This window comes from Altericroceibacterium xinjiangense, assembly GCF_003958635.1.
In the GTDB taxonomy this organism is placed as follows: Bacteria; Pseudomonadota; Alphaproteobacteria; order Sphingomonadales; family Sphingomonadaceae; genus Altericroceibacterium_A; species Altericroceibacterium_A xinjiangense.
In genome coordinates this window covers 35,600-57,743 of sequence record NZ_RSEK01000012.1, presented here as the reverse complement: position 1 = coordinate 57,743, position 22,144 = coordinate 35,600, and the positions used below count along the sequence as shown (strand labels likewise).

The 22,144-nt window shown below is 62.6% G+C and carries 18 protein-coding genes, 1 tRNA gene and 2 pseudogenes; 9 read left to right on the top strand and 12 right to left on the bottom strand.

Annotated features, from left to right (window positions below):
• Positions 1-170 precede the first annotated feature (170 nt).
• Positions 171-344 carry a hypothetical protein gene (locus ELY13_RS15045; RefSeq protein ID WP_164549800.1) on the top strand — a complete coding sequence of 58 codons (174 nt, stop codon included), beginning with the start codon at positions 171-173 and terminating at the stop codon, positions 342-344.
• 121 nt (positions 345-465) lie between these two features.
• Here the strand turns inward: ELY13_RS15045 and ELY13_RS12570 are convergent.
• From ELY13_RS12570 to tnpA, 4 genes and pseudogenes are all read right to left on the bottom strand, one after another.
• Positions 466-1,553, bottom strand: a pseudogene (locus ELY13_RS12570) (IS5 family transposase).
• A gap of 366 nt (positions 1,554-1,919) precedes the next feature.
• The gene (locus tag ELY13_RS12565) at positions 1,920-2,627 is read right to left on the bottom strand and encodes an IS6 family transposase (protein WP_126174270.1); all 708 of its coding nucleotides are present in this window, start codon (positions 2,625-2,627) and stop codon (positions 1,920-1,922) included.
• The gene (locus ELY13_RS12560) at positions 2,576-2,806 is read right to left on the bottom strand and encodes a DDE-type integrase/transposase/recombinase (protein WP_126174269.1); all 231 of its coding nucleotides are present in this window, start codon (positions 2,804-2,806) and stop codon (positions 2,576-2,578) included. The genes ELY13_RS12565 and ELY13_RS12560 overlap by 52 nt, the downstream gene beginning before the upstream one ends.
• A gap of 8 nt (positions 2,807-2,814) precedes the next feature.
• A complete protein-coding gene (tnpA, locus tag ELY13_RS12555; protein ID WP_126174268.1) occupies positions 2,815-3,282 on the bottom strand; it encodes an IS66-like element accessory protein TnpA in 468 nt (155 codons plus the stop codon).
• A gap of 174 nt (positions 3,283-3,456) precedes the next feature.
• On the opposite strand from tnpA, the gene ELY13_RS12550 reads away from it, so the two are divergent.
• The gene (locus ELY13_RS12550) at positions 3,457-3,693 is read left to right on the top strand and encodes a hypothetical protein (RefSeq protein WP_126174267.1); all 237 of its coding nucleotides are present in this window, start codon (positions 3,457-3,459) and stop codon (positions 3,691-3,693) included.
• 119 nt (positions 3,694-3,812) lie between these two features.
• Positions 3,813-4,172: a PRC-barrel domain-containing protein gene (locus ELY13_RS12545; protein ID WP_126174266.1), complete on the top strand. Its 360-nt coding sequence runs from the start codon at positions 3,813-3,815 to the stop codon at positions 4,170-4,172.
• Here the strand turns inward: ELY13_RS12545 and ELY13_RS12540 are convergent.
• Together ELY13_RS12540 and ELY13_RS12535 are read right to left on the bottom strand one after the other, a co-directional pair.
• A pseudogene (locus ELY13_RS12540) lies at positions 4,142-4,858 on the bottom strand (IS6 family transposase). The gene ELY13_RS12545 and the pseudogene ELY13_RS12540 sit on opposite strands and share 31 nt — an antisense overlap.
• 269 nt (positions 4,859-5,127) lie before the next feature.
• Positions 5,128-6,390, bottom strand: a complete 1,263-nt coding sequence (locus ELY13_RS12535; protein WP_164549799.1) for a DUF2254 family protein — start codon at positions 6,388-6,390, stop codon at positions 5,128-5,130.
• 759 nt (positions 6,391-7,149) lie between these two features.
• Between ELY13_RS12535 and ELY13_RS12530 the strand changes: the two genes are divergently transcribed.
• Together ELY13_RS12530 and ELY13_RS12525 are read left to right on the top strand one after the other, a co-directional pair.
• Positions 7,150-11,826, top strand: a complete 4,677-nt coding sequence (locus ELY13_RS12530) for an AAA domain-containing protein (RefSeq protein WP_164549798.1) — start codon at positions 7,150-7,152, stop codon at positions 11,824-11,826.
• Positions 11,823-13,214: a hypothetical protein gene (locus tag ELY13_RS12525; RefSeq protein WP_126174263.1), complete on the top strand. Its 1,392-nt coding sequence runs from the start codon at positions 11,823-11,825 to the stop codon at positions 13,212-13,214. Before ELY13_RS12530 ends, ELY13_RS12525 begins: the two co-directional genes overlap by 4 nt.
• A 453-nt stretch (positions 13,215-13,667) precedes the next feature.
• On the opposite strand, the gene ELY13_RS15690 is transcribed toward ELY13_RS12525, so the two are convergent.
• The 3 genes from ELY13_RS15690 to ELY13_RS12515 all read right to left on the bottom strand — a co-directional run bounded on the left by ELY13_RS15690 (position 13,668) and on the right by ELY13_RS12515 (position 15,789).
• Complete coding sequence (locus ELY13_RS15690) at positions 13,668-13,829, bottom strand: HGGxSTG domain-containing protein (protein WP_420897427.1); 162 nt, start codon at positions 13,827-13,829, stop codon at positions 13,668-13,670.
• A 16-nt stretch (positions 13,830-13,845) separates the two neighbouring features.
• Positions 13,846-14,169, bottom strand: coding sequence for a hypothetical protein (locus tag ELY13_RS12520; RefSeq protein ID WP_126174262.1), 324 nt, complete (start codon positions 14,167-14,169; stop codon positions 13,846-13,848).
• Between the two features lie 153 nt (positions 14,170-14,322).
• Positions 14,323-15,789, bottom strand: a complete 1,467-nt coding sequence (locus ELY13_RS12515) for an ADP-ribosylglycohydrolase family protein (RefSeq protein WP_126174261.1) — start codon at positions 15,787-15,789, stop codon at positions 14,323-14,325.
• A 369-nt stretch (positions 15,790-16,158) separates the two neighbouring features.
• On the opposite strand from ELY13_RS12515, the gene ELY13_RS12510 reads away from it, so the two are divergent.
• Positions 16,159-16,578, top strand: coding sequence for a DUF2924 domain-containing protein (locus ELY13_RS12510; RefSeq protein WP_206436060.1), 420 nt, complete (start codon positions 16,159-16,161; stop codon positions 16,576-16,578).
• Positions 16,575-18,242, top strand: a complete 1,668-nt coding sequence (locus ELY13_RS12505; protein ID WP_126174260.1) for a recombinase family protein — start codon at positions 16,575-16,577, stop codon at positions 18,240-18,242. The genes ELY13_RS12510 and ELY13_RS12505 overlap by 4 nt, the downstream gene beginning before the upstream one ends.
• Here the strand turns inward: ELY13_RS12505 and ELY13_RS12500 are convergent.
• The gene (locus ELY13_RS12500; RefSeq protein ID WP_126174259.1) at positions 18,181-18,969 is read right to left on the bottom strand and encodes an NUDIX hydrolase; all 789 of its coding nucleotides are present in this window, start codon (positions 18,967-18,969) and stop codon (positions 18,181-18,183) included. The genes ELY13_RS12505 and ELY13_RS12500 overlap by 62 nt on opposite strands.
• A gap of 887 nt (positions 18,970-19,856) precedes the next feature.
• Positions 19,857-19,946: transfer RNA gene (locus ELY13_RS12495), tRNA-Ser, on the bottom strand.
• A gap of 153 nt (positions 19,947-20,099) precedes the next feature.
• On the opposite strand from ELY13_RS12495, the gene hspQ reads away from it, so the two are divergent.
• Positions 20,100-20,480 carry a heat shock protein HspQ gene (gene hspQ / locus ELY13_RS12490; RefSeq protein ID WP_126174258.1) on the top strand — a complete coding sequence of 127 codons (381 nt, stop codon included), beginning with the start codon at positions 20,100-20,102 and terminating at the stop codon, positions 20,478-20,480.
• A gap of 1 nt (position 20,481) precedes the next feature.
• Here hspQ and ELY13_RS12485 read toward each other — a convergent pair whose 3' ends face one another.
• Complete coding sequence (locus ELY13_RS12485; RefSeq protein WP_126174257.1) at positions 20,482-21,381, bottom strand: ABC transporter permease; 900 nt, start codon at positions 21,379-21,381, stop codon at positions 20,482-20,484.
• A 77-nt stretch (positions 21,382-21,458) separates the two neighbouring features.
• Here ELY13_RS12485 and ELY13_RS12480 point away from each other — a divergent pair, with 77 nt between their 5' ends.
• Positions 21,459-22,136 carry a GcrA family cell cycle regulator gene (locus tag ELY13_RS12480; RefSeq protein ID WP_126174256.1) on the top strand — a complete coding sequence of 226 codons (678 nt, stop codon included), beginning with the start codon at positions 21,459-21,461 and terminating at the stop codon, positions 22,134-22,136.
• The last annotated feature ends 8 nt before the right edge of the window (positions 22,137-22,144 follow it).

Here is a 22,144-nt window from a genome sequence, read left to right as displayed (position 1 = left end):
CGCCCACACCTTCATGTCCGCGATTTGCATCGCCGCGACCGTCATCTTCTGGTTGCCGCAATGAGTCCTGAGCCTAGAGCATAATTTGACCTAACGGAATCAGGCGAGGGATTCCCATTTGCCGGAAACTCTGATTCAACATGTCAGCTGGACGAGGAGGCCAGCCTGGCATGACGAAGCCCATATCCCAGGATCTGCGTTCCCGTGTGATTTCAGCGGTGAAGGCGGCCTTTTCCGCCGGGCGGCGGCAAGGCGGTTCGGGGTTGCTGCGGCCAGTGCAGTGCGCCGGGTTCGCGAGCGACGGGAAACTGGACACGTCGAAGAACCGCCTGATTTCGCCCTGAAGGGGCGGCGAGTGGCTCGGCAAGCGCGGGCGTTGCGCCTGTCCGGCCATAGCGGGATCGATTTTGCTTCTGTGTTGCCCGGTTTCGGCCGTTTCCGGCCCGGCCGGGCGCACTTTGCGCCTCAAACGGGCGCACTTCTCCTCTGGAGCCAGACAAGACGCTGGAAGTTGTAGGCAAGGTTCGCCATTCCGATCTTTATCCGGGCACGGTCAATGCCGATGGTGCGGATGAACAACCCCATGCGGTGCTTCTGTCCGGCGAATACATGCTCAACTGCAGATCGCACGACAGACCGCTTGGCGTTCGCCTTCGCAACTCGCTCCGGCATCGGCTTCTTCGGCGGTTTCTTCTGGTGGATGTGGCTGGTGAACAGCCCCTTGGCCAGGAACGCCTCGTTCTTCTTTGAGCGGTAGGCGGTATCGGCCCACACGCCCGAGGCGGTGTTCTCCCGGCTCACCAGCACTGACAGGCGCGCGCCGTCATGGGCGTTGGCCGCGCTTGCGTCCCAGGTGCGGATCAGGCCGTGGGCGCGGTCGATGCCAATGTGGCTCTTGTAGCCGAACATCGGGATCGCAAGGTCGACCGGCTTGAAGCCCTTGGGGTCCGCGCCCTCCTTTACCTTTGCCTTGGAGTACTTGACCATCCAGCGGGCATCCCGGTCCTTCTGCCGCGCTTTGGCCGGCTTGTTCTTCCAGTTCTCGGGAATGCGCCCCTGCTTGATTGCCGCCTTTTCCTCTTCGGTGTTCCGCTGCTTCGGCGCGGGCACGACGCTCGCATCGATGATCTGCCCGCCCATCGCGAGATAGGCCCGATCCTCCAGCGCCGCATCAAAGCGGGCGAACAGCTTGTCGATTGCCTTGGCCTTCACCAGTCGCTCGCGAAACAGCCACACCGTGGTCGCATCCGGCACCGCGCCATCGAGCCGAGGCCAAGGAAGCGCTGGAACGACAATCTGTCTCTGATCTGGAACTCGGTAGCCTCATCCGACAGCGAGTAGAGCGCCTGGAGCACGAGGATCTTGAACATGAGCACCGGGTCATAAGGCGGTCTGCCGCCCTTGTTCCGCGGTCCTCGCCGCAGCGCCGCGATCAACGGTTCCCGGAAAACCTCGAAATCCACTACCGAAGGCAACCGCTCAAGCGGATCGCCCGCCGCGCTCAGCGCCTCGTACCGGTCTGAAAGATCAAAGAACCCGGGCTGTCCTGCCATTCCGCGCCTCCTCACCTAGAAGGGCAATGAATCATCTCAGGGCCGCAAAAGCGAGGGTTTTTCGAACCGTCCAACTGGACACAACGAAAAACCGCCTGATTTCGGCCTGAAGGGGCAGCGAGTGGCTCGGCAAGCGCGGGCGTTGCGCCTGTCCGGCCATAGCGGGATCGGTTTTGCTTCTATGTTGCCCGATTTCGGCCGTTCCCGGCCCGGCCGGGCGTACTTTGCCCCTCAAGCGGGCGCACTTCTCTTCTCGAGCCAGACGAGACGCTGGAAGTTATAGGCAAGGTTTGCCATCCCGAGGAGGTGTCAGTCTTATGCGAACCTGTGTCCACTTGGCGCAATGCAGCCCAGACGATTACGCTCTCATGCCGCAAGATTCTGCCACTCGGCCAAGGCTGCCGAGCGGCGCTGCTTGTAAGTCTGGCGATCGACGAGGTGGCGTTCCGAGTTGAAGTGATTTGAAATCGAGGCGTGGACGGAGGCGAATTTCTGTAGCAACTTCATCTGGCGAAATCGCTGCATCGCCCGCTCTCGTCGTCGGAATAGCAGGTGCGAATTTTCCGCCCGATTGTTCAGCCATCTTCCCACCTCGCGACGATCCTGATTGCCGAGCTCCTTCATCGCAGCCGGGTAGGATTTTAGACCGTCGGTGACGATCTTCTCGGCTTTGCCGTGGCGCTTCAATGCTTTCTTCAAGAACGCCAAGGCCGCAGCCTTGTCCCGTTTCTTTGTGATGTAACTCTCCAGGATCTCGCCTTCGTGATCAACAGCGCGCCACAGGTACACCATTTCGCCGTTGAGCTTCACGTACATCTCATCAACATGCCACCGCCAATGACGAAATCCGCGCATTCGGCTGACCCGCCGTCGGCGGATTTCCGCCGCGAACATCGGACCGAAGCGGTTCCACCAAAAGCGCACCGTCTCGTGGCAAATGTCGATCCCACGTTCGAAAAGCAGGTCCTCGACGTTACGGAGCGACAGCGGATAGCGAACGTACAGCATTACCGCCGCACGGATCACTTCCGGCGACGAGTTGAAACACCGGAACGGATTACTGGTTTTGCCCATGGGTCTTTCAGCGCCTGATCGAAAAACTGTCGGGCCGCCGCCTCATCACGTTCTTCCGTAGCGTAGAACTCCAGGAGCTGCCCAGCCTCATCTACCGCCTTCCAGAGATAGCGCGGCTGACCCTTTATCTTCACGCGCTCAACCGCGAGCCGCCAGCCTGGGGTCGATGCTTTGCCCATGCCCTCGTCTAGCCGTCCACCACCGGCTGCGCAATTTGGTCTGACAAGGCCCCCTGCCCTACTCTGCTGCGCGCCTGATCGCTATCCGGTACCGTTGCTCTGACAGTCCCCCGCAGAGCCTTCAGGGCTGCGCCCACCAGCGCGGGTGATGCCGAGGCGAAAATGCTCACCCGCTTGCCGCGCGCCAGGTCCATGATCATCGCCGGCGTGCGCGCTGCCGACAAGCCTTCGCCCTCGTCGACGATCGTCGTCTCGGCAAAGCCTGGATTGTGCACAGTCGACGTGTCCGGTCCGGCTGCCGTCTTCAAAAGCTTGCGTCGCCACGTGTAGACCAATGCTGTGGAGACGTCGTGCCGCCGAGCAACTTGGCCCACGCAAGCTCCCGGCGAAAACGCCTCGGCCAGGATCACGCGGCCCTCGTCCTCGCTCCAGCGTCGCTGTCGCTCCGGCCCCGAAAACACCGTAATCTGGCCCATAAACCGCTCCTAAGTGCGCTCATAAGAGCGTGCTTAAGACCGGTCCTGTGCCTCCCGCACAAGGCGGGACCAACCGGATGGGTACGGAACAGTCGGTGCGATGGTCGGTTGAGAGAACACGGATTTCTCATCATAGACGTTGGAGCGAGGTAAAATATGCGAGTTCGGGCGAGCGTGTCCACTACGATTGCAGTGCTGCTGATCGGCGGCTGCTCAGCCTTCGGGGAAAACGCTCCCCGGATTGTTTCAGCAGATGCGCTGGGCATCACCTATCGCGTGGCACCGGACAACCAGTCGACGGCCGTGAACGCAGCCAAGGAATATTGTCAGAGCAGAAGTCGATCCGCCCAATTGCGCAGCGTAACACCATCCGGCGACAACAAGTCTACGATGAGCTTCGCGTGTATCTGACCGGATCGCGGAAGTGAACGAGTTGAGGGGCCGGATATTGCAGACATAGTGACGCGCTGAACGATGGGTCCGGTTTCCGGCGCGTCAGATCCCGAACTGCCTTCCGAAGGATTCCATTAATGACAACATCACAACCAGCTTTGACTTTGGCGGAAGCCGAAACCTCAGGACTGAAGGTGCGGTCGCGCGACGGCGATGACCTTGGCCACCTCAAGGCACTCATGGTCGACAAGCGCACCGGGCAATCCACGTACGCGGTTCTCAGCTTGGGAGGCTTTCTGGGTCTGAACAAGAGCTACTATCCAGTACCTTTCAGTCTGCTCTCCTATGATGTCACCAGCGACGATTACGTGGTCACAATCGATCGCCGCGTCTTGGAGGGCGGTCCTAGCTGGGCGAATAATCCGCCTGAGTTCAACGAATCTTATGCGGATCGCGTCTCCAGCTACTACGGTACCGAACCGACGCCGATCACCTGAGCGGCCGAGCGGCGGGTCTTGTAAGTCTGCCTGTCGACGAGGTGGCGTTCGGAGTTGAAGTGGTTGTGGAAGGAGGCGGGGACCGAAGCGAACTTCTGGAGCGACTTCATCTGCCGGAACCTCAGCATTGCTCGCTCTCGTCGCCGGAACGGCAGGTGCGAGTTCTCGGCGCGGTTGTTGGCCCAGCGGCCGGTCTCCTGCTTCTGCTCGCAGCCAAGTTCAGTCAGCGCTGCTTTGTACGAGCGCAGACCGTCGGTTGTGATCGTCTAGACCTTGCCGTGACGCTTCAGCGTCTTGCGTATGAACCGCAGGGCAGCGGCTTTGTCCCTGGTTGTCGTGACGTAGCTTTCGAGGACTTCGCCCTCGTGATCGACGGCGCGCCAGAGATAGACCATCTCGCCATTCACCCGAACGTACATCTCGTCGAGGTGCCACCTCCAATGACAAAAGCCGCGCATCCGGGAGATGCGCTGCCGGCGGATGTCCGCCGCAAACATCGGACCAAACCTGTTCCACCAATGCCCCACCGTTTCGTGACAGATGTCGATCCCGCGCTCGAACAGCAGGTCTTCCACGTTCCGCAACGAAAGCGGATAACGGACGTACATCATGACCACGAGGCGGATTACCTCGGGCGAGGAGTGGAAATACCGGAACGGATTGGCGGGTTTAAGAGGGCGAGGCATGCGCCTGCCCTACCCCGTTCCGCACCTAGTCGCTATCCGGTGCAGTTGCTCTGACAGTGCCGGACGATGGGGGGGTAAGGTCAGTCTCTTCAAGGCCGTAGGAACCGACCATTCCGGATCTCCGCTGTCCCCCTGGGACTCGCAACGGAATGCGAACCTAACGGCTCCCCGGTCAGACGTTGCCGAGGCAGATCGGGTTCCCCCGAAGCGGATGCTCGACGCAGCCGGATCAGCTGTATGCATCCCGTGGCGAGCGCCTCGGGATCAGATCACCGAATGGCAAGCGAACGTTGCGCCGTCTCCAGCGCCCCGGCGATGTCAGCGCGGTCGAGGTCGGTCCCTGCCTGGCTGGAGCCATGCTGTGCCATGGCATTTGCGTGGGCCAGAAGAAATGCGCGCACATCCTCGTCTGTCGTGCCGGCGCATGGAAGGCGACCGATCAGCTTGATCATGTGGATGATGACCGGTGGATAGGAAGCAGCCGCCTGGCGAAGCGCCTTTAAGGGTCCGTCCATGAACTGCGTCACGCGCTCCGTTGGCAGCTCAAGCCGAGGAGTGCCCTGTTTGTCGCACAGCCATTGGGGCGCTTGCCGCACGTTCAGGGCTGTGGCGAACACGCCGGCGAGCCGGTCACAGCACGTTAGAGCCGTGTAGAAATCGTTGATCCCGGGAGAGAGGGCGCGAGCCGCGATTTCCACTAGAAGATTGCATTCGAAGATTGGACCGTTCGTGTCATTCCGGTAGGCCGCGCAGGTAAGGTGCTGGTTCACCCAGTCACCGCTGCTGTCTCCGATAATGATACCGATCTGTTCGCCTTCTATCATGAAATCACCGGTTCCGCGCAGGAAGCGGACGAACGCGCCCCTGTTGCACGCCTCGCGCAGGATCGCGTCGCTATCGAGTTCATCGACATAGCCGGTTTCGCACGCGAGGATGGGCACGCCTGTCTCTCGCTCTATGCCGAGCGGGCCCGGCTGGCGATTGCGGCTGAGACTGCGCGCAGCGTTCCGCCCCAACTCTGCGATCGAAGTGTCGACATGAACGGTGCGCCCCAGATGGTTGAGGGCCTTTGTCATCCACCCAAGGGCAAGAATGGTCGCAACCACCAGTACGGTCAGCGTAAGCCGGGGAACACGGTCTGGCGCGGCATCGCTATCGACTGAGAAAAGCACGACCACCGAAGCCGCAAGAAGCGACATCAGCAGGCCGAGCGTAAAACGGATTTCCCGATCACTGATCCAGCGGTCGATCAGCCGCACGCCAAGATTGCCGGCGGCCAGTGTCAGGACCAGCAACGTGATGGAGAAATACAAAGTGGAGAACGTGCTGTGCAAGGTCACGAGCGCGCTGGCGAGTTGCTGCGCCGTCTTGCCTGTGATCGCGAAGGGCCAGCCTCGGTCCCCCATCCAGGCCGATCCGCCTCGGGCGTCCAGCGCCAGCAGAAGCCCGGTAAGGACGACCGCTCCGAAAATCATCGCGCTGGGCAAGGCCCAGAAGTTTGACCAGAAATGATGGCGTTTGGATCCGGCCATTAACTGGGCTTCAACCTCCTGGACTTTCACCTGATCTTTCCGCCTCATGCAAGGTGCGGCGGTCGAGGTCGCGGAGCGCTCTCATGGCTTTGCTCGGAAGAGAGGTCAAACGAATGGTGAAGGTTGGAATCAAGCCGTTCATCGTTCGCAGCGGGAATGGCAGGAAAGTCCTGGGGGCGGCCATTCCGACGGCCGGCCGCCGCCGCATAACCAATGGCCACTTGCAGGTTCGGCATTGCAGGCCGGAAACGGCAAAGATTGGGCGCGCTTCCGCCCGGCTGCTTTTCGGCTCAAGCTGGGCCGCTTGGAGACCGTCCGGTTTCGGTTGACGGACAACAGATAGCTGCCGCTAATCATGCTCAACTTCGCTGACCCTTGTCGCCGATAATAGCCGACGTTCACAACGCCTCTCTTGGCCGTTGAAACCAGCCGTTCATTCACGCGGCCAGTTATGGCGCCTCTTGGGCCGTTTGCGGCCTGGCGGCTTCCGGGCCCCAGATCGCGCGAAGCGGACATTGGCTTTGCTCGCCAGTTAAGCCGCTGAGAGCGACGTTGGTTACGACCTCTTTCGCTTGCTTGTCGAAAAAGGGTTGGCCCGCCGTCGCCAACGCTGCATCTTCTAACCGTCGGGGGCGGCTGCCGCGAAAGTTGAATCTTTCAAGTCCGTTGGTTTCGGGCGACAAAAAGCGAATGAGGGCGCGGCGGTCGATGGTTTGTTCGGTTAGATATCTCAGCAGCGCAGGTGTTCAGCATCGCGAGGTGAAGGGGCTTGACGCTTTAGCCAGCGCTTTTCCCAGCAACTGGCTCGTGTACGCGTCACTTAACGCCTTTCCCAGAAACAGCGCACCCATTGAGATAGACGTGTTCGTGGTCATGGACGACCGGATCGTACTGCTCGAACTCAAGGACTGGAACGGGCCCATTAGACCGAAGGGGGACATGTGGGTCCACGCAGGCAAGCACGAGCGTTCCCCCGTGATTCTCGGCAACGAGAAGGCGAAGAAGATAAAGGGGATCATCAGGTCACAAATCCCGTCGATTAGTCGCATCTTCGTCGACTCTCGCGTGGTCCTGACGGCCACCTCGACTAGGGAAGATCTGCCTGACGACCAGAAGCCGTACGTCCTCACGCTTGAGGAGGCAAAGCTCCTAGGCGACCGCAAGCAGCGTGACCGTCTGATCGGGTCGGTGCGGCTAACTCCGGTCAGACCCAACATGCTGGTCAAGGACTTCGAAAAGCTGTTCGGGAACGGCAGCTATTTCCAGCCTCTCAAGATGACATGGGACGGGTACGGTGTCACGGACGAGGACTTCTTCGTCCACCGCCGGGACGTCTGGCGTGAGCACCGGGCGCAACTCAAGCGGGAGGAGCGGGTCAAGGCACTGCTGCGGCTGTGGCGCTTCGACAACTTGCCCGTGGGCCTGAACGAGCCCGGCGGCCGTCAGCTCATCGCGGACCGCGAATTGAAGACCGTGGCGTATCTGGGCGAGCAGGGTAGCTGGATGGCCGAACGCGGCATTCTCCAGCAGGTGGGAACGCCGCCGGACGAGGTGCTGACCGAGCATCACCAGCTCATATCGATACCGAGCGGATGGACGACGCTACGGCGATACCTGCAGCGCCACGGCGCGGAAGTCACCGGCGAGCAGCGGGTCGACATCGTCCACACACTCGCCTCCATGGTCGCGGAGCTGCACGCGCAAGGAGTTGCCCATCGCGATCTGGGCGCCGACGCGGTGTGGATGGGGTCCCCGACCAGCATGTCCATGACGGGCTTCTTCTCGGCGAAGCTGCCCGATGACCGCTCGGTGTCCGACTTCCTCGAGGTTCTTGGCACCTTCGCCGAGGAGGAACCCGATTGGAACGGCCAGCTCCCCACCGCCAAGGAGCGGGACGTCTACAGTCTCGGTGCCGTCATGCGGGATCTCGCAGCACTGGAGGGAGACATTAGCGCGCTGCCGACAGGCTGGGACGAGGTGGCCGCCAAGGCCTTGTCGGCACCTGGGGAGAGGTTCGCGGACGCTCGTGCCATGGCGGAAGCCCTGGGTGAACTTCGGACCCCGGCCGGCCCAAGCGTAGATCAGTCGAGGCTCGACGCCTTCGAAACGACCGCCATCCCCTACGTGCTGTTTTCCCCGACCGGCGCGACCCATACAGGAGCGCACTCTACGCGGTACGAGAGTGCGACCGGGAACGAGCACCACATGGTCAAAGTCTGGAACGGCATGGCCCGCGGCGATGCGCGCCGGGATCACGCGCTCCTTTCCATGCTCGAGGCAGCGGCCTCGCTGAAAACAACTCCCCTGGGGTGTGTAACCCCCGTCGTTGCCAGCGGTCTCTCGCCCGTCGGTCCCTTCGTAGTGACGCAGTGGATCGACGGCGTGACCCTCGATCGACATGCGTCCGCCGACGCCTTGGGCGAACTCGCCCTTCTGGACCGTCTCGCCAAGGCCGTCGACGAACTGCACGCTCGGGGTCTGGCGCACGGGGATCTCCATCCGGAGAACGTGCTCGTCGCGTCCGACGGTTCCATCACGATCATCGACCTCTTCGACATTTCGCAGGTCGGGGCTGGCCGGATCAGAAGCAACGCTTGGGCGCCCGAAGATCACGAGCGGCGCACCGAACAGCAGATCGATCGCTTTGCCGTCTGCCGCATGGCCGCGTTGCGAGCAGAGGGTTCCATATTCTCCGAGCTGAGCCGGATCGCACAAGTCGCGCAGGAGGAGATGCAGCGGATCTCGATCGAAACTCTTGCACCGGTGATCGAAGCCATCGAACTCGAACGGCGCCGGCTCCTGCAACCCGAGGCTCAGCAATTCCACATCAGCGCGCCGGGCCTCCCGCACGGCGACCTTCAGACCGACGATGGCGACGTTTGGGTCAAGGCCTTCCGGAACGCCGCGGGTATGGACGTGCACTGGGTTACGGGCCTTAACGGCCGCATCCTGCTCCGCATCAAAGCTGGGGAGGTGGACGGCATCGAATTCGTCGAAGCAAAGCTGTCCGAGCTTGGTCAGGGCGCGCGCGTGCCCCTCGCGATCAGCATGGCGAACGGACCCGAGCAGGGTCTGCTCGAACTCGGCGACTATTTGGCAGAACACGTCGCGCCGGAGGAGGTCCGCTTCGCGGACATCGTCGAGGACAATCTCGAGGTCGACGACGACGAAATCGCGCCCATGGAAGAGGTCGGCGACCTGGATACGGACGACCCCACTCTTGCCCCCGTCGCGCCGCTCTTCGCTTTCAACGTAGCCCGCATATGGCTCCGTGCGGCAGAGATCGAGGAAGAGACCGCGCTCCAGGTCAGGGTCGACCGACGGCTGCCCGACTCCACAAACGCTGCGGCCTATTCCTATGCCTCGCCGCGGCCTCTCGAGTTCGAGGACGACGACACGGTCGAGGTGATGCTCGGCGGCGTTCATGGGCGGCGCATCGGCTTTCTCGACGTCGCGCGCTGCGACGAGAAGAGAATCGCACTGCGCGATCAGCGCTTCCCGATCGCGGAGGGCGAGTTCCTAACCCTCCTCGACCGAAGGGACCGGGTCTCGAAGGAGCGCAGGCGAAGGGCCGTCGAGCGGATCACGCGGCGAGCAAGCGTCGTCCCGAACCTGATCGACTACTTCGACCCGGGCATCGACACGCCGGAGACGAAAAACGCGGTCGAGGTGTCCGACGAAGTCCTGCTCGAATACGGGTTGAACGAGGGTCAGCGGAAAGCCTTCCGGGGCCTCCTCGGCACTGGTCCGATCGGAATGCTCCAGGGACCGCCCGGTTCGGGCAAGACTCGCTTCATTGCCTCCTTCGCTCACTGGCTGCTGACAGAGGGCGGAGCGCGCCGGGTACTGATCGCGAGCCAGTCGCATGAGGCAGTCAACAACGTCCTCGAGGAGGTGCTCAAGACCTACAGAACGCACGGAGGGCATGCCGACATGCTGCGGGTCGGCGCCCGTGGCGCTACGGAAAGGGTGAGGCCGTATCAGGCACGGTCGCTGCGCGAACGCTATCGTATCAGGTTCGAGAACGGTTTGAAGGCTCGCGTCGCCCATGCGGCCGGCGCGGCGGGCATCCCGAGGGCGTTCGTCTATGATGTCGTCGACGTTGACCAGCGGCTCGGCCGCCTCAGGCGCTCGATCGAACTCGTCTCCTTCACGGCGAATGCGGAGACCACTCGTGAGGGACGGACACGCCATGACAACCGCCTCCGTACGTTACTGACGGCGTTCATACGGGAGGCCGGGATTTCGCTCGAGCGCCAGGTTGAGGCTGTGGTCGAAGACGTGCCGACGCTGATCGAGGAGGCATACGCAGCCGTCCTAGGAAGGTATCCCAAAGCGAGTCCCAGCGATCTCGCCACCACGCGGCGGCTCATGAGGCTGGCCGAGGACTGGCAGAACACGCTCGCGACCGGCCATCGCAACTTCGACGAGTTCCTCGCCAAGACCCGTCGGGTGGTCGCCGGCACGTGCGTGGGTCTGGGACAGTCGCAGATCCGGCTCGAGGAAGGCACCTTCGATTGGGTGATCGTCGACGAGGCGGCGCGCTGCACGAGCGGCGAACTTGCCGTTCCGCTCCAGCTCGGAAGCAGGGTGATCCTCGTTGGTGACCAGAGGCAGCTCAGGCCCATGATCGACTTCGCGGTGAAGGAGGGACTCCGTAAGGAGTTCAGTGGGCTCGGGCGCGTGTTGGCGAAGTCCGACTTCGAGCGGGCTTTTGAGTCACCCTACGGGCGGAGAAACGCCCTCGTCCTCGACGAACAATACCGCATGACGCCGGTTATCAGCGACCTCGTCTCGGAAATCTTCTACGCGCCACATGACGTCAAGCTGAGGCCTTCCCCGGCGCGAAAGGGGGATGAGGCATTCTCCGAGCTGCCTGCCGATCTGTCGCTACCCGTGGTTTGGTACGATACCGCCGAGCTTCCGAACGCGGACGAGCAGGACAAGAACATGCGACGCGACATTTGGAACGATGCGGAGGTCGCAACGGTGCTCTCGCTGTTGCGACGGCTGGCAAGGGAGGAGACCCTCATCGAGGCTCTCTCACGACGGGGCGATCCGGCGATCGGCGTCATCTGCATGTACAGCGAGCAGAAGCGCCGCATCGAGCGTGAGTGGTCGCAACAACACTTCTCTGAAGCATTCAGGCGAATGGTGACGATCGACACGGTGGATGCCTATCAAGGCAAGGAGAATGCGATCGTCATCGTGACCCTTGTTCGAGCCAACGACGACAGGCTTTCAGGGCATGTGGGCAGGGAAACCCGCTGCAACGTTGCGATGTCGCGGGCAAAGGAGCGCCTGTACATAGTGGGGAACGTCGAAATGTGGTCCGATCCCAAATGCGACTCCCCGATGCGACGGGTGCATCAGCGCGTGAGGGCGATGAAGGGTGACGGCGGCGCCGTCATTCCCGCCGGGAGCATCGCCCAGTGAGCGCCGAGGCAAACAGGATCGAGATCGACGCCGTCGACTTCCAGATTTCATGCCGCCGCTTCACGATCCGTGCATCGGTGACCAACGATCGGCAGCTTCCGGTCGTCGACGAGTTCGTGCTCCGGCTCCTCGCCGTCCTCGAGCGAATGCAGGTGACAAGGTTGCGTGCCTGGTTCGGCTTCAGCGAGCCGGAGATCGAGACGGTTCTGCTGGACATGGGACGGAACAAGTACGTCGAGTTCGATGGCGACGAGGTGATGTTGGCACCTGCCGGCCGCGAACTGTTTCGTTCCGCTGGCGACGGCGGAGCGCCACACATAGTCGAGGTCACCCCTCTGGTCGACACCGTCTGGTTCGACCTCGTGAGCCGCAACATGGTGCCGCGGTCGCGAACGCCCAACACCGACTATCTCGTCCGATTGGCCGAGCAGCCCAACGCGCGCGAATTTCCCGAGGCTTTCGCGCGGCAGGCTTTCGAGGAGAACTTCCGAGACTACGCAAAGCGGATCAGACGCTTTCCCGAACCGGACAAGGTGAACCTCTACTCGATCTCCGACGTTGAGAGCGGAAGTTACGGGTACCAGCTACTTCCGGCGGGGCTCGTCCTCGACACCGACGGGATGACAGTACGGACGACGTTCTCGGAGTTGGGTGATGACGCCGCCGCCTTCCAGAAGCTCACGGTGGCCGCAAACGACGCCTGGCAGTCAGCGTACTCGCCTGAACCAACGCCGGTGACGGCCGCGGAGTTCGAGAGGATGACCGGGCGCGGAGATCTGGCGTCGCTCATCCACTCGCCCACCGAAGCTGAGGGCTGGATCCAGGCCATCACAATGCTAGGTCGCGAGGAAGGCGGGTTCACCGCTACGATCGGCGCCAGTTACATGGCGCCTAACCTGGCCCGCCTCGTCGATCGCATAGCTACGTCAGACCAAGACTCGGACGAGCTCGAGATAACCTGGCTCAGACCCAGCGGCTCGACATGGGGCCGTACGCTGCGGGTGGCCGAAGCGCTCCATCAGGTCCGAGTGGCCGCGCGGAATGCCGGACGGTCCGAACTCAGAACTGTCCAGGCGATGCCGAGGTCGACGCACCGGACTGTGAGATCCCAACATCGTCGGCTTTTCGGGCGCGGCTACCTTCTTCCTCAAGGGCATCTGCCCGCGAACCTCGAGGTGTTGCTCGTGCCCGGCATCGGCGCGCTGGTGAACGTCCATCTTCGCCTAGGCCATCACTCGGTGCCGGTGGGCGGTCTTGTAACCGATCCGAAGCGGCTCGTCCGAATGGCCGAGCGTCTCGACCCATCGGTAGTCGCGGGCTGGGAGGAGGCCTGGCGGGCCAGCGTTCAGAGCGATGTCGCAAGAGCATCGTCGCCGCGAAGGACGTGATCAACCACTGGAGCGTTCACTTACCACGTTCGACGCTCGAACGCTGCCATTTTGCCTCCGACCATCTTATCCGACGCCCTAGCTTGAAGGAACGTCCGCTTTCAGGATTTGCGGCTGGTTCGGCGAATGACCGCTAAGGGGCGCGAAGCCGACGTGCCGATTCATCGTTCGGAATGACCGCTATCCGTAATTCGCGCCCCAAAACTTGCCGTTCCGGAGCGTCCAACAATGCTGCCGCTCCAGCGGCACGCGATCTACGTCTGCTTTCGGCTCGTCGACTATGATCCCGAACAACCGAGATTAGGGCGCGAAGCGGACATGCATCTCTCCTGCGATTGGCCGTGAGTTTCGGGCGCTCCCCCAAGGCGGTCAGCTCTCCCCCTGACCCAAGCATTGCGTCACCTGGCGCACTCTGGCCGTCAGCTCCCGAACGAGCGCGTTCCGCTCGCGCATCTACCGATGATGGGCCCCGTGCTTCAGAGCATTGCGGTTGTTCAAAGGCGCACCTGATCCCTTGCCTCCGTGCATCCGGCACCACGCTGCACCGGCAATGCTGGGGGATCTGCAAGGCTCGCCGAAACGAGTTCTTGCCCCGCAACGCAGGGCAGAGTGCATCGCCCCGGTGTTGCGCTCATGCGTGCCTGCCACGTTCATCCCTCTTGCGCAGCGCCTTGCGATGACTGTCACTGGCGGCGACGAGAGCAGCGCAGCCCCTGGCGAGGTCCAGTCCCTGCTTCAGGAACACGGCTGATCGCTGCGGATTTCCTCGTTCCCTTGCGGCCTGCTCGAACGAGCCCAGCGCAAAGCTGTTTGTCTGCTCCACCAGGTCATTCAGAATGAGCGCATGGTGGTCGACAGGCGGAACAAGCGATCCCAGCGCCACGATGGTTTGGGCAGCGCCAGGCTTACGGCCCGGTTCCCTGCCGTGCGGCTCCTCATCCTTCTTCCTTGCCATGTGGTCACCCCCTCGAATCCTCCCGAGGGTGCTGTCACGACCTGTGGCCGCCAAAGCGCAAAGAGCTGGCCCCGGCTACAGTGCATGGGATTGTTTTCGGCTGATCGGTCACCCGTCAGCTCGCTGGTGCTGGTGATCTTGCGCGGCCTGCGATCACCGCACGCCCTGCTCGAACAAGCTGGCCGCCATCTCCTCGATCCGCTCCTTCCACGCGAGCGGACCGAGGCTGTTTGAGGAGATACCGCTTGCTCCATAAAGCGCGCCGGCAAGCTGGCCGGTGATCGCAGCCGTGGTATCGGAATCGTCGGCAAGGTTGGCCGCCAGCAATACCGCATCGAAAAACGAGGCAGTGCGCCCCACGCACCAGAGCGCGGCTTCAAGCGAATGGGCCACATACCCGGATGAGCCGATCTCGTCCCGAGACTTGCTCCGCCAGGATCCGGCCACAATGCTCGCGATCTCGCCGGCGTAAGGACCAGACCGCGGACGCAGAACTTCGCTGCGCGGACGCCCCTCGATCGCGTCGGCAAGGATGTCGGCGTAAGAGATACAGGCATCGACTGCCTCGGGTGCGCCGTGCGTCGTGCGGCTCTGGCGCGCGGCGACCTCGTGCAGGGTCTTGCGATCCTGCCAGTAGCAAATGGCCACCGGCGCAAGCCGCATCAGGCTGCCGTTGCCGGCGCTCATCGGATCAGTGGATCCCGCAACCGGATTGCCCGTCTGCTTGTAACGCGAGAGAGCACGGCTGACGGTCGTGCCGATATCGAAGCAGGTCCCGGTACAGGAATACTCGCCCTCGTCGCGCCAGCGGAGAAAGCGGTCCATCAGATCAGCCTCATCAAGTCCGCTGCTGGCGATCAGACTGTCACCCAGCGCAAGCGCCATTGCGGTGTCATCGGTCCACTGGCCCGGTTCGAGATGGAACGGACCTCCCCCTTCCATGCGGGTCACTCGGGGGTGAGTATCGCGCAGGGCGAACTCGAGCGTGGTGCCCAGCGCATCGCCGACGGCAAGGCCCAGCAGAGAGCCGGTCGCCCGGTCCCGCGCCGCAATGAGCGCGGCGTCGGGCTTCTTTTCCGCTTTGGGTCCGAGCTCAAGGACATGGTTCAGCTGCGCGGCTGTCTCGATTGCTCCGGGGCGAACCTGGCGCACAGCGGCAACGGCTTCAGCCGGGTCCATGCCGAGCTCGACCAGCAGGCGAGAGGCAACCATTCCTGCCCTGCCCAGCCCGCCCTTGCAGTGGACGAGGACATTGGACCCTGAGCGAAGGAAGGAGCGCAGGTCCTCGCCGGCGACCTTCCAGGCTCGCTCGAACGAGGTTGTCGGAATACCGACATCGCGGATCGGCAAGTGATACCAGGCAATGTACTCGTCGATGACAGCCTCGCCCAGATGCACGACGCCAAGGCTGGCAAGCTCATGGTCCTCAACCAGGGTTACAACCGCTGCGGCTTTCCAGTCCTTCACGACCTGCATATCGAGCTCGAGATCCCGGTCCCATGCTCCCGTAGCAGCATTGGGCTGCTTCTTGCCCGGGCAGAACGTCAGACCGACCTTGCCCATCCGTTCGAAGGGCTGAACTTCCGCGATCTCAAGTGGGTGAGTAAGGCTGGTGCGCATTTTAAGATCTCCCGAATGGACATGAGCAAATCACTTGTCCCGCGTGGCCATTGATCCATAGTTTTCCGGCTCTTTCAGTATCTATCTGGCTTGAGCAGTCGTTTCCTTCTCGCTGTCTCCTGAACGTGACGAATGACACGGCCGCTGGCTTCTTTGTATAGGGGCCAAAGAAGCCTTCGCAGGCCGCAGATCCTCACGCTGACCTTCATTCTCATTCCGCTCGACTAATCGAGCCAGAGCGGCATGTGTTGAAGGGAGATTCGCGAGGGCGATACTCGCCTCGCACGCCCCGGCCGCACCCCCGCACCGGGGCCAGAGGTGGTGAGAGCAGTGGAACGCTGCTCATTCAACGCGAGGAGAACACCACTCTTGAAGCCCACCCTCGACCTCGATACCGAACTGGGTGCCCTGCCCACATGCTCGCGCGCCGAACTGCGTCAGCGCTGGACCGCTCTCACCGGTAAGCCAGCCCCGAAGGTTAGCGCCGCCCTCATGCGCATGGCGCTTGGGGCTGAGCTTCAGGCGCATGTCTACGGCGGGCTCTCGGCGCGCACCCAACAGCGCCTCGCCAGGGCAGCAGGAACAAGCGAAGCAGGAGCCACGGCCCCCAAGCAGCGCCTGATGCGCGAGTGGAAAGGTGTGCTCCACACCGTCACGATCGAGGCCGACGAGACAATCCGCTGGCAGGGTAAAACCTGGAGATCGCTCAGTGAGGTCGCCCGCGCGATCACCGGGACCCGCTGGTCGGGCCCTGCTTTCTTCGGTCTCAAGCAGAAGAAAGCCGCATGACCCCGGTTCGCTGCGCGATCTACACCCGCAAGTCGAGCGACGAGGGTCTGGAGCAAGGGTTCAACTCGCTGCATGCCCAGCGCGATGCGTGTGCGGCCTATATCCTCAGCCAGGCCTCGGAAGGCTGGCAGCTTGTGCCTGAGCACTACGACGACGGCGGAATCTCCGGCGGCACGCTTGAGCGCCCGGCCTTGCAGACGCTGCTGGCGGATGTCGCAGCCGGCAAGATCGACATCATCGTTGTCTACAAGGTCGACCGGCTTACCCGTTCGCTGCTCGATTTTGCCAGGCTGGTCGAGATGCTCGACAAGGCCGGCGTAAGCTTCGTCTCGATCACGCAGGCGTTCAACACCACCACCAGCATGGGTCGCCTCACCCTCAACATGCTCCTGTCGTTTGCGCAGTTTGAGCGCGAGGTCACGGCTGAGCGGATCCGCGACAAGCTGGCGGCCTCGAAAGCCAAGGGCATGTGGATGGGCGGTGTTCCCCCGCTCGGCTACAAGCCCGATGGGCGCAGCCTTACGATCGTAGAGGAACATGCAAGCTTCGTGCGCGACATCTTCAAGCGCTACCGCACACTCGGCAATGTCCGCCTCGTCGAGGAGCAGCTGACCGAGGAGGGGATTACCGTGCCTCAGCGCACGACGGGCACGGGTCGGGCACTTGGCGGCGGGTTCTTCTCCCGCGGGCAGCTCTACGCCATCCTCAAGAACCCGATCTACGTGGGCGACATTGCGCATCACGAGACCATCCATCCCGGCAACCACCCGGCGATCATCGAACGCGAAGAGTGGGACAAAGTCCAGCGCCAGCTGGTCTCGCACACCAAAGGCAAGCGGGTGCAGCGCGCACCGACGAACAGTCCGCTGGCTTGCCTGATTGTTGATCAAGCGGGCGAGCCGCTCGTCGCAACCCACACGAGAAAGGGCGAGCAGCGCTACCGCTACTACGTCAGCAAGGCCCTGCATCATGGAACCGGCGAAGGATCAGGAGGCGGCATTCGCCTCCCCGCGAAAGAGGTCGACCAAGTGGTGGCGCAGGAACTGGCCGCGCTGTTTGACGATCCGATGCACCTGGCTGAGCTTGCTGGGCTTGATCTGCAGCCAGCGGCACTGATCCCGCTCGTCGCCCGCTGCAAGGAAGTCGGGCCAAAGCTGCAATCGAGCAGCAGCAGTCTTCTTCAGCGCCTGCTGGTGAAGGTGCAGGTCCATGCCGCCTCGCTCGACCTGGTCGTCTCGGCAGCAAGCCTCAGCAAGCTCGTGGACGTTCCCCTCGCGGGTCATGCCCCTGAGCACTTCACGCTGACCAGCAACGTACGCCTGACCCGTACCGGACGCGCCGTTCGCCTGGTCCAGAACAACGGCGCGCTGGCGGCCCCTACGACGGGAGCTGATCCCGCACTGCTGCGCCTGCTCGTGAAAGCCCGTGGCTGGTGGGACATTCTGGCGGAAGGGAAGCTCGACACCCCCTCACTTGCAAAACAGGAAGGCGTCACCCGCTCCTATATCACGCGCGTGGTGCGGCTTGCCTTCCTCGCGCCATCCGTGGTCGAGGGGATCCTGGCCGGGCGCACCAAAGCCGGGATCGATGCCCAGGCGCTCCTCAGGGCCGATGCATTCGGGTGGGATTGGGAAGAGCAGGAGAAGGCGCTGCTCGTTTTCTAGCGGGCGCTCCTTTGGCGAGCCGGTAGAGCTTTGCCGGGCGGTGCGCCCCTCCGCGCACCTCTTCGGTCGGCTCAAGGCGCCGCCCATCGGCAAAAATGCGCTGCAGCATCCGCTTGCGGAAAAGCGGCTTGCTCAGCTTTCGTCCGAGGATTGCCTCGTGCACCTGCTGCAGGTCGAGCAGCGGGAACTCGTAAGGCAGCACGTCAAACGCGAGCATCGACCCGTCCACCCGATCCCGCAGGTGCCTTACGGCCGCGGCAACGATCTCGGCATGATCAAACCCCGCCAGAATGGAAAGTCCCTCAAAGTTCAGCCGCGCGCGCTTGGGAACTTCGGCTAGCTCGATTCTTACCAGCTGCGGTTCAAGTCCAGGCCCTGTCAGCCGCATCAGCCAGTCAGCCGGAGCAAGCGCCAGGTAGGCAACGCTCGTCACCCAGCCTCTCGGATCGCGCTCGGGATGGCTGAAGGTAAAGAACTGCTCCAGCCTTGCGTCGATATCCCCGACCTTCTCGAACAGCACGCTGTACGCGGCCTGCTCCAGGAGCTGAGGTTCATGGATCATATTGCCGGGAAGGACGAAGCGATGAGCAAACGGCTCCTCGTCGCGTTCGGCCATCACGACGTGCAACGCCCCAGCCCTAATCGTCATCAGCACGATGTCGACCGCGAGGTGTGCGGCACTCGGCGCAAGACGGCGAGAGATCGGAATGCGGGAGTCGGGCGACATGTTTGCTTTCACGGATGCGCGGGAAGTCTGACGCTGTCCCCGCTGCCGATCTTGTAGCTGCGACTATACACAAGGGCCATACACGAGGCGGCACAGCCGCCCAGATTGTCGTGGACTAACGGGCAGGCATGTTCGATGTGTCTCGATGCCGCAGTCCGCTGTCCCCGCTCACTGGTCGATCCTGACAAGGGCGAGCAAGACAAGGATGCCAGCGCGCGAGCTCTAAAGAGCCAGGAGCGCCCAGCCACCAGGCGCCCGTCCCAACTGCTTCGATCCCCTTCAGGCACTTCACTGGCAGATCTGCTCGGCCGGTCAGCCACGCTCATCTGGTTGTCGCTCTCTTTTTAGGGCGAAGCGACAACCTTTGTCCGGGTTATAACTCTGGCATCGAATGTTTTCAATGGGTTGCAAGTAGGCGCGACAACTGCCCCCCAGCCAGCGACAACCGGTTGCGACAACTACGACAACCTGTTTCGACAACCGACAACCTCTTTTCGACAATCGACAATCGGTTGCGACAACTGATAATCGGCTGCGACAATCGGGCTCGTCGCACCGACAACTAAACGTGTGCACACCCCTTTCTGGCGATCTGGAGCTGGTTGCGTGCGTCCACCTGAACAGATCAGCCTGGAGGATGCCTCAATTCTTGAAGCGGCGTTCCAAGTCTGGCGAGCAACGTTAGCGCCCAGCGCAAGGCTCCAGGCGGGGAGCGGGTCGGCACAGAACTGCCTGAAGATGGCGCGGCGAATTCTCTGCTATCCAGCAGACTGCAGGTTCTACGCCGGATTTCTCTCTCCGCCGCTCCCAAGCCGAACACCGAACGGCCCAAATCCGCCAGGTGGCGGGCCGTTTTCTCCGGTGAACAGGGATTCATCGAGACTAGGTGGCGGAGAGGGTGGGATTCGAACCCACGGTACCCGTGAGGGCACAACGGTTTTCGAGACCGTCCCGTTCGACCACTCCGGCACCTCTCCGCAAGGCGCGCTTGGGCACAGCGCCCGGTCGCTTTGAGGAGCGGCCGTTAGCGCATGCTTCGCAGCTTGCCAAGCCCTGCTCCACGTCACCAGACTCTTTTGTGCAAGGCCGGGAACCTTGCCTACCGTCTCGCGCGTTCTATATCGATGCCGATGGACCGTTCAGAATTCTATTCCCCGCAAGCCGGACGCCGGATCGAAGCACCGCGTCATTGCGAAGCACGCTTCGGCATCGGCGATGTCGTGCGTCATCGGCTATACGATTTTCGCGGGGTGATCTTCGATATCGATCCCGTCTTCGCCAACAGCGAGGAGTGGTTCGAAGCAATACCCGAGGAACTGCGCCCCCGGCGTGACCAGCCGTTCTACCACTTGCTCGCCGAAAACGAAGATTCGTCGTACGTCGCTTACGTCAGCCAGCAGAACCTGCTGGAAGACGCCGAAGCCGGCCCGGTGGACCATCCCAGCCTTGCGCAGATTTTCGAAGACTTCGACGGCGGGCGCTACCCCTTGCGCCGTAGCCTGACGCACTAGGTCAGCTTTTCAGCTTCCAGCCGCTTTTCAGCAGACGATAGCAGACCAGGCCGAGTAGCAGGTTCAGGACCAGCGCGCCGACCGCTGCACCGAGAACCGCCTCGTTGGTGTTGCCGATGTCGCTGCGCCCCAGAAAGCCGAAGCGGAACCCGGAAATCATGTAGAAGAACGGATTGAAGCGGCTGATCGTCTGGAACAGCGGGGACAGATTGTCGATCACGTAGAACGTGCCCGACAGCAGCGAGAGCGGCGCGATCACGAAGTTGGTCACGGCCGCATTGTGGTCGAACTTTTCCGCCCACATGCTGGTGATCAGCCCCATGATCGCCAGCATGACAGAGCCCATCAGGCCGAACCAGGCGATCGCCCATGGGTGGGCAGCCGTCAGTTGCACGTCGGGCCAGAGCAGCATCGCCAGGGCAACAGCGCCCCCGACCATGAGAGCGCGAGTCACTGCCGCGGCGACGATGCCGATCATCAGTTCCGCGTTGCTCAGGGGCGGCATCAGCAAGTCGATAATTGTGCCTTGTATCTTGCCGGCAAGCAGGGAAAAGCCAGAATTGGCGAACGCGTTCTGCATCATGCCCATCATGATCAGCCCGGGTGCGACGAAGGTGGAGAACGGCACGCCCAGCACAACCCGGCTGCCACGGCCCATCGCGACGGTGAAAATGATCAGGAACAGCAGGGTGGTAACCGCCGGAGCCCAGACCGTCTGCGTCTGGACCTTGAGAAATCGGCGCACCTCCTTCATATAGAGGGTCCAGAGCCCGATCCGGTTGAACCCGGTGATCGTGGGCTGGCCCTTGGGCGGAAACCTGTGCCCCGGACGCGTGTTTGTGTCGAGGAAATCGGGTGACCCCACTCCTGGTGCGGCTTCTGTCTGGACTTGATCGACCATGTCAGGCCGCCTATCGGCAGCGGCTTCGCCTGGCAAGCACCGGCGCCGCCCGACCGTGAATTCGAGGTATTGAACTGATGAGCTGGACCGAAGAACGAATTGGCAAGCTGACCCGCATGTGGGAAGGCGGCGCCACGGCGAGCCAGATTGCCGAGGAACTGGGCGGCGTTTCCCGCAACGCGGTAATCGGCAAGGCCCACCGCCTTGGCCTGAAAGCGCGCCCGTCCCCCGTCAAGGCAAGTGAAGAAGCTTCGGCGGCAAAGCCTGCCAAGGAGGCGAAGCCCGCTGCCGAGCATACCGCGGCTACCGAAAGGCCGGCCACGCCCAAAGCCGAACCGAAGCGCGCCGCGCCCGCTGCTGCGCCTCGACCGGACCCGGCACCGCAGCAGCCGGCGCCGCCTGCGTCCGGCGGCAGTTCCCCCCGGATCGTCTCTGTGGGCCCGGGTGGATTTCTGCGCCAGGGCCCTGGTGACCAGCAGGCGCCGATTCCCCCAGCTCCTCCGCGCCGGCTTGTCCCGGCCAGGCCAAGTCCGGAAGTCGCCGACAAGACCAGCCTGCTCGATCTCAACGATCGTGTTTGCCGCTGGCCGATGGGCCATCCCGGGGAACCGAATTTCCACTTCTGCGGCGAACGGGTGAACCCCGGATTTCCTTATTGCGTCGAACACTGCGGCCGCGCGTATCAGGCGCAGCTGCCCCGCGGCGCTCGCCGTCCCCCGCCGCCGCTGCCGTTCGGTGGCCCGCGCGTGCGCTGACCTTCCGG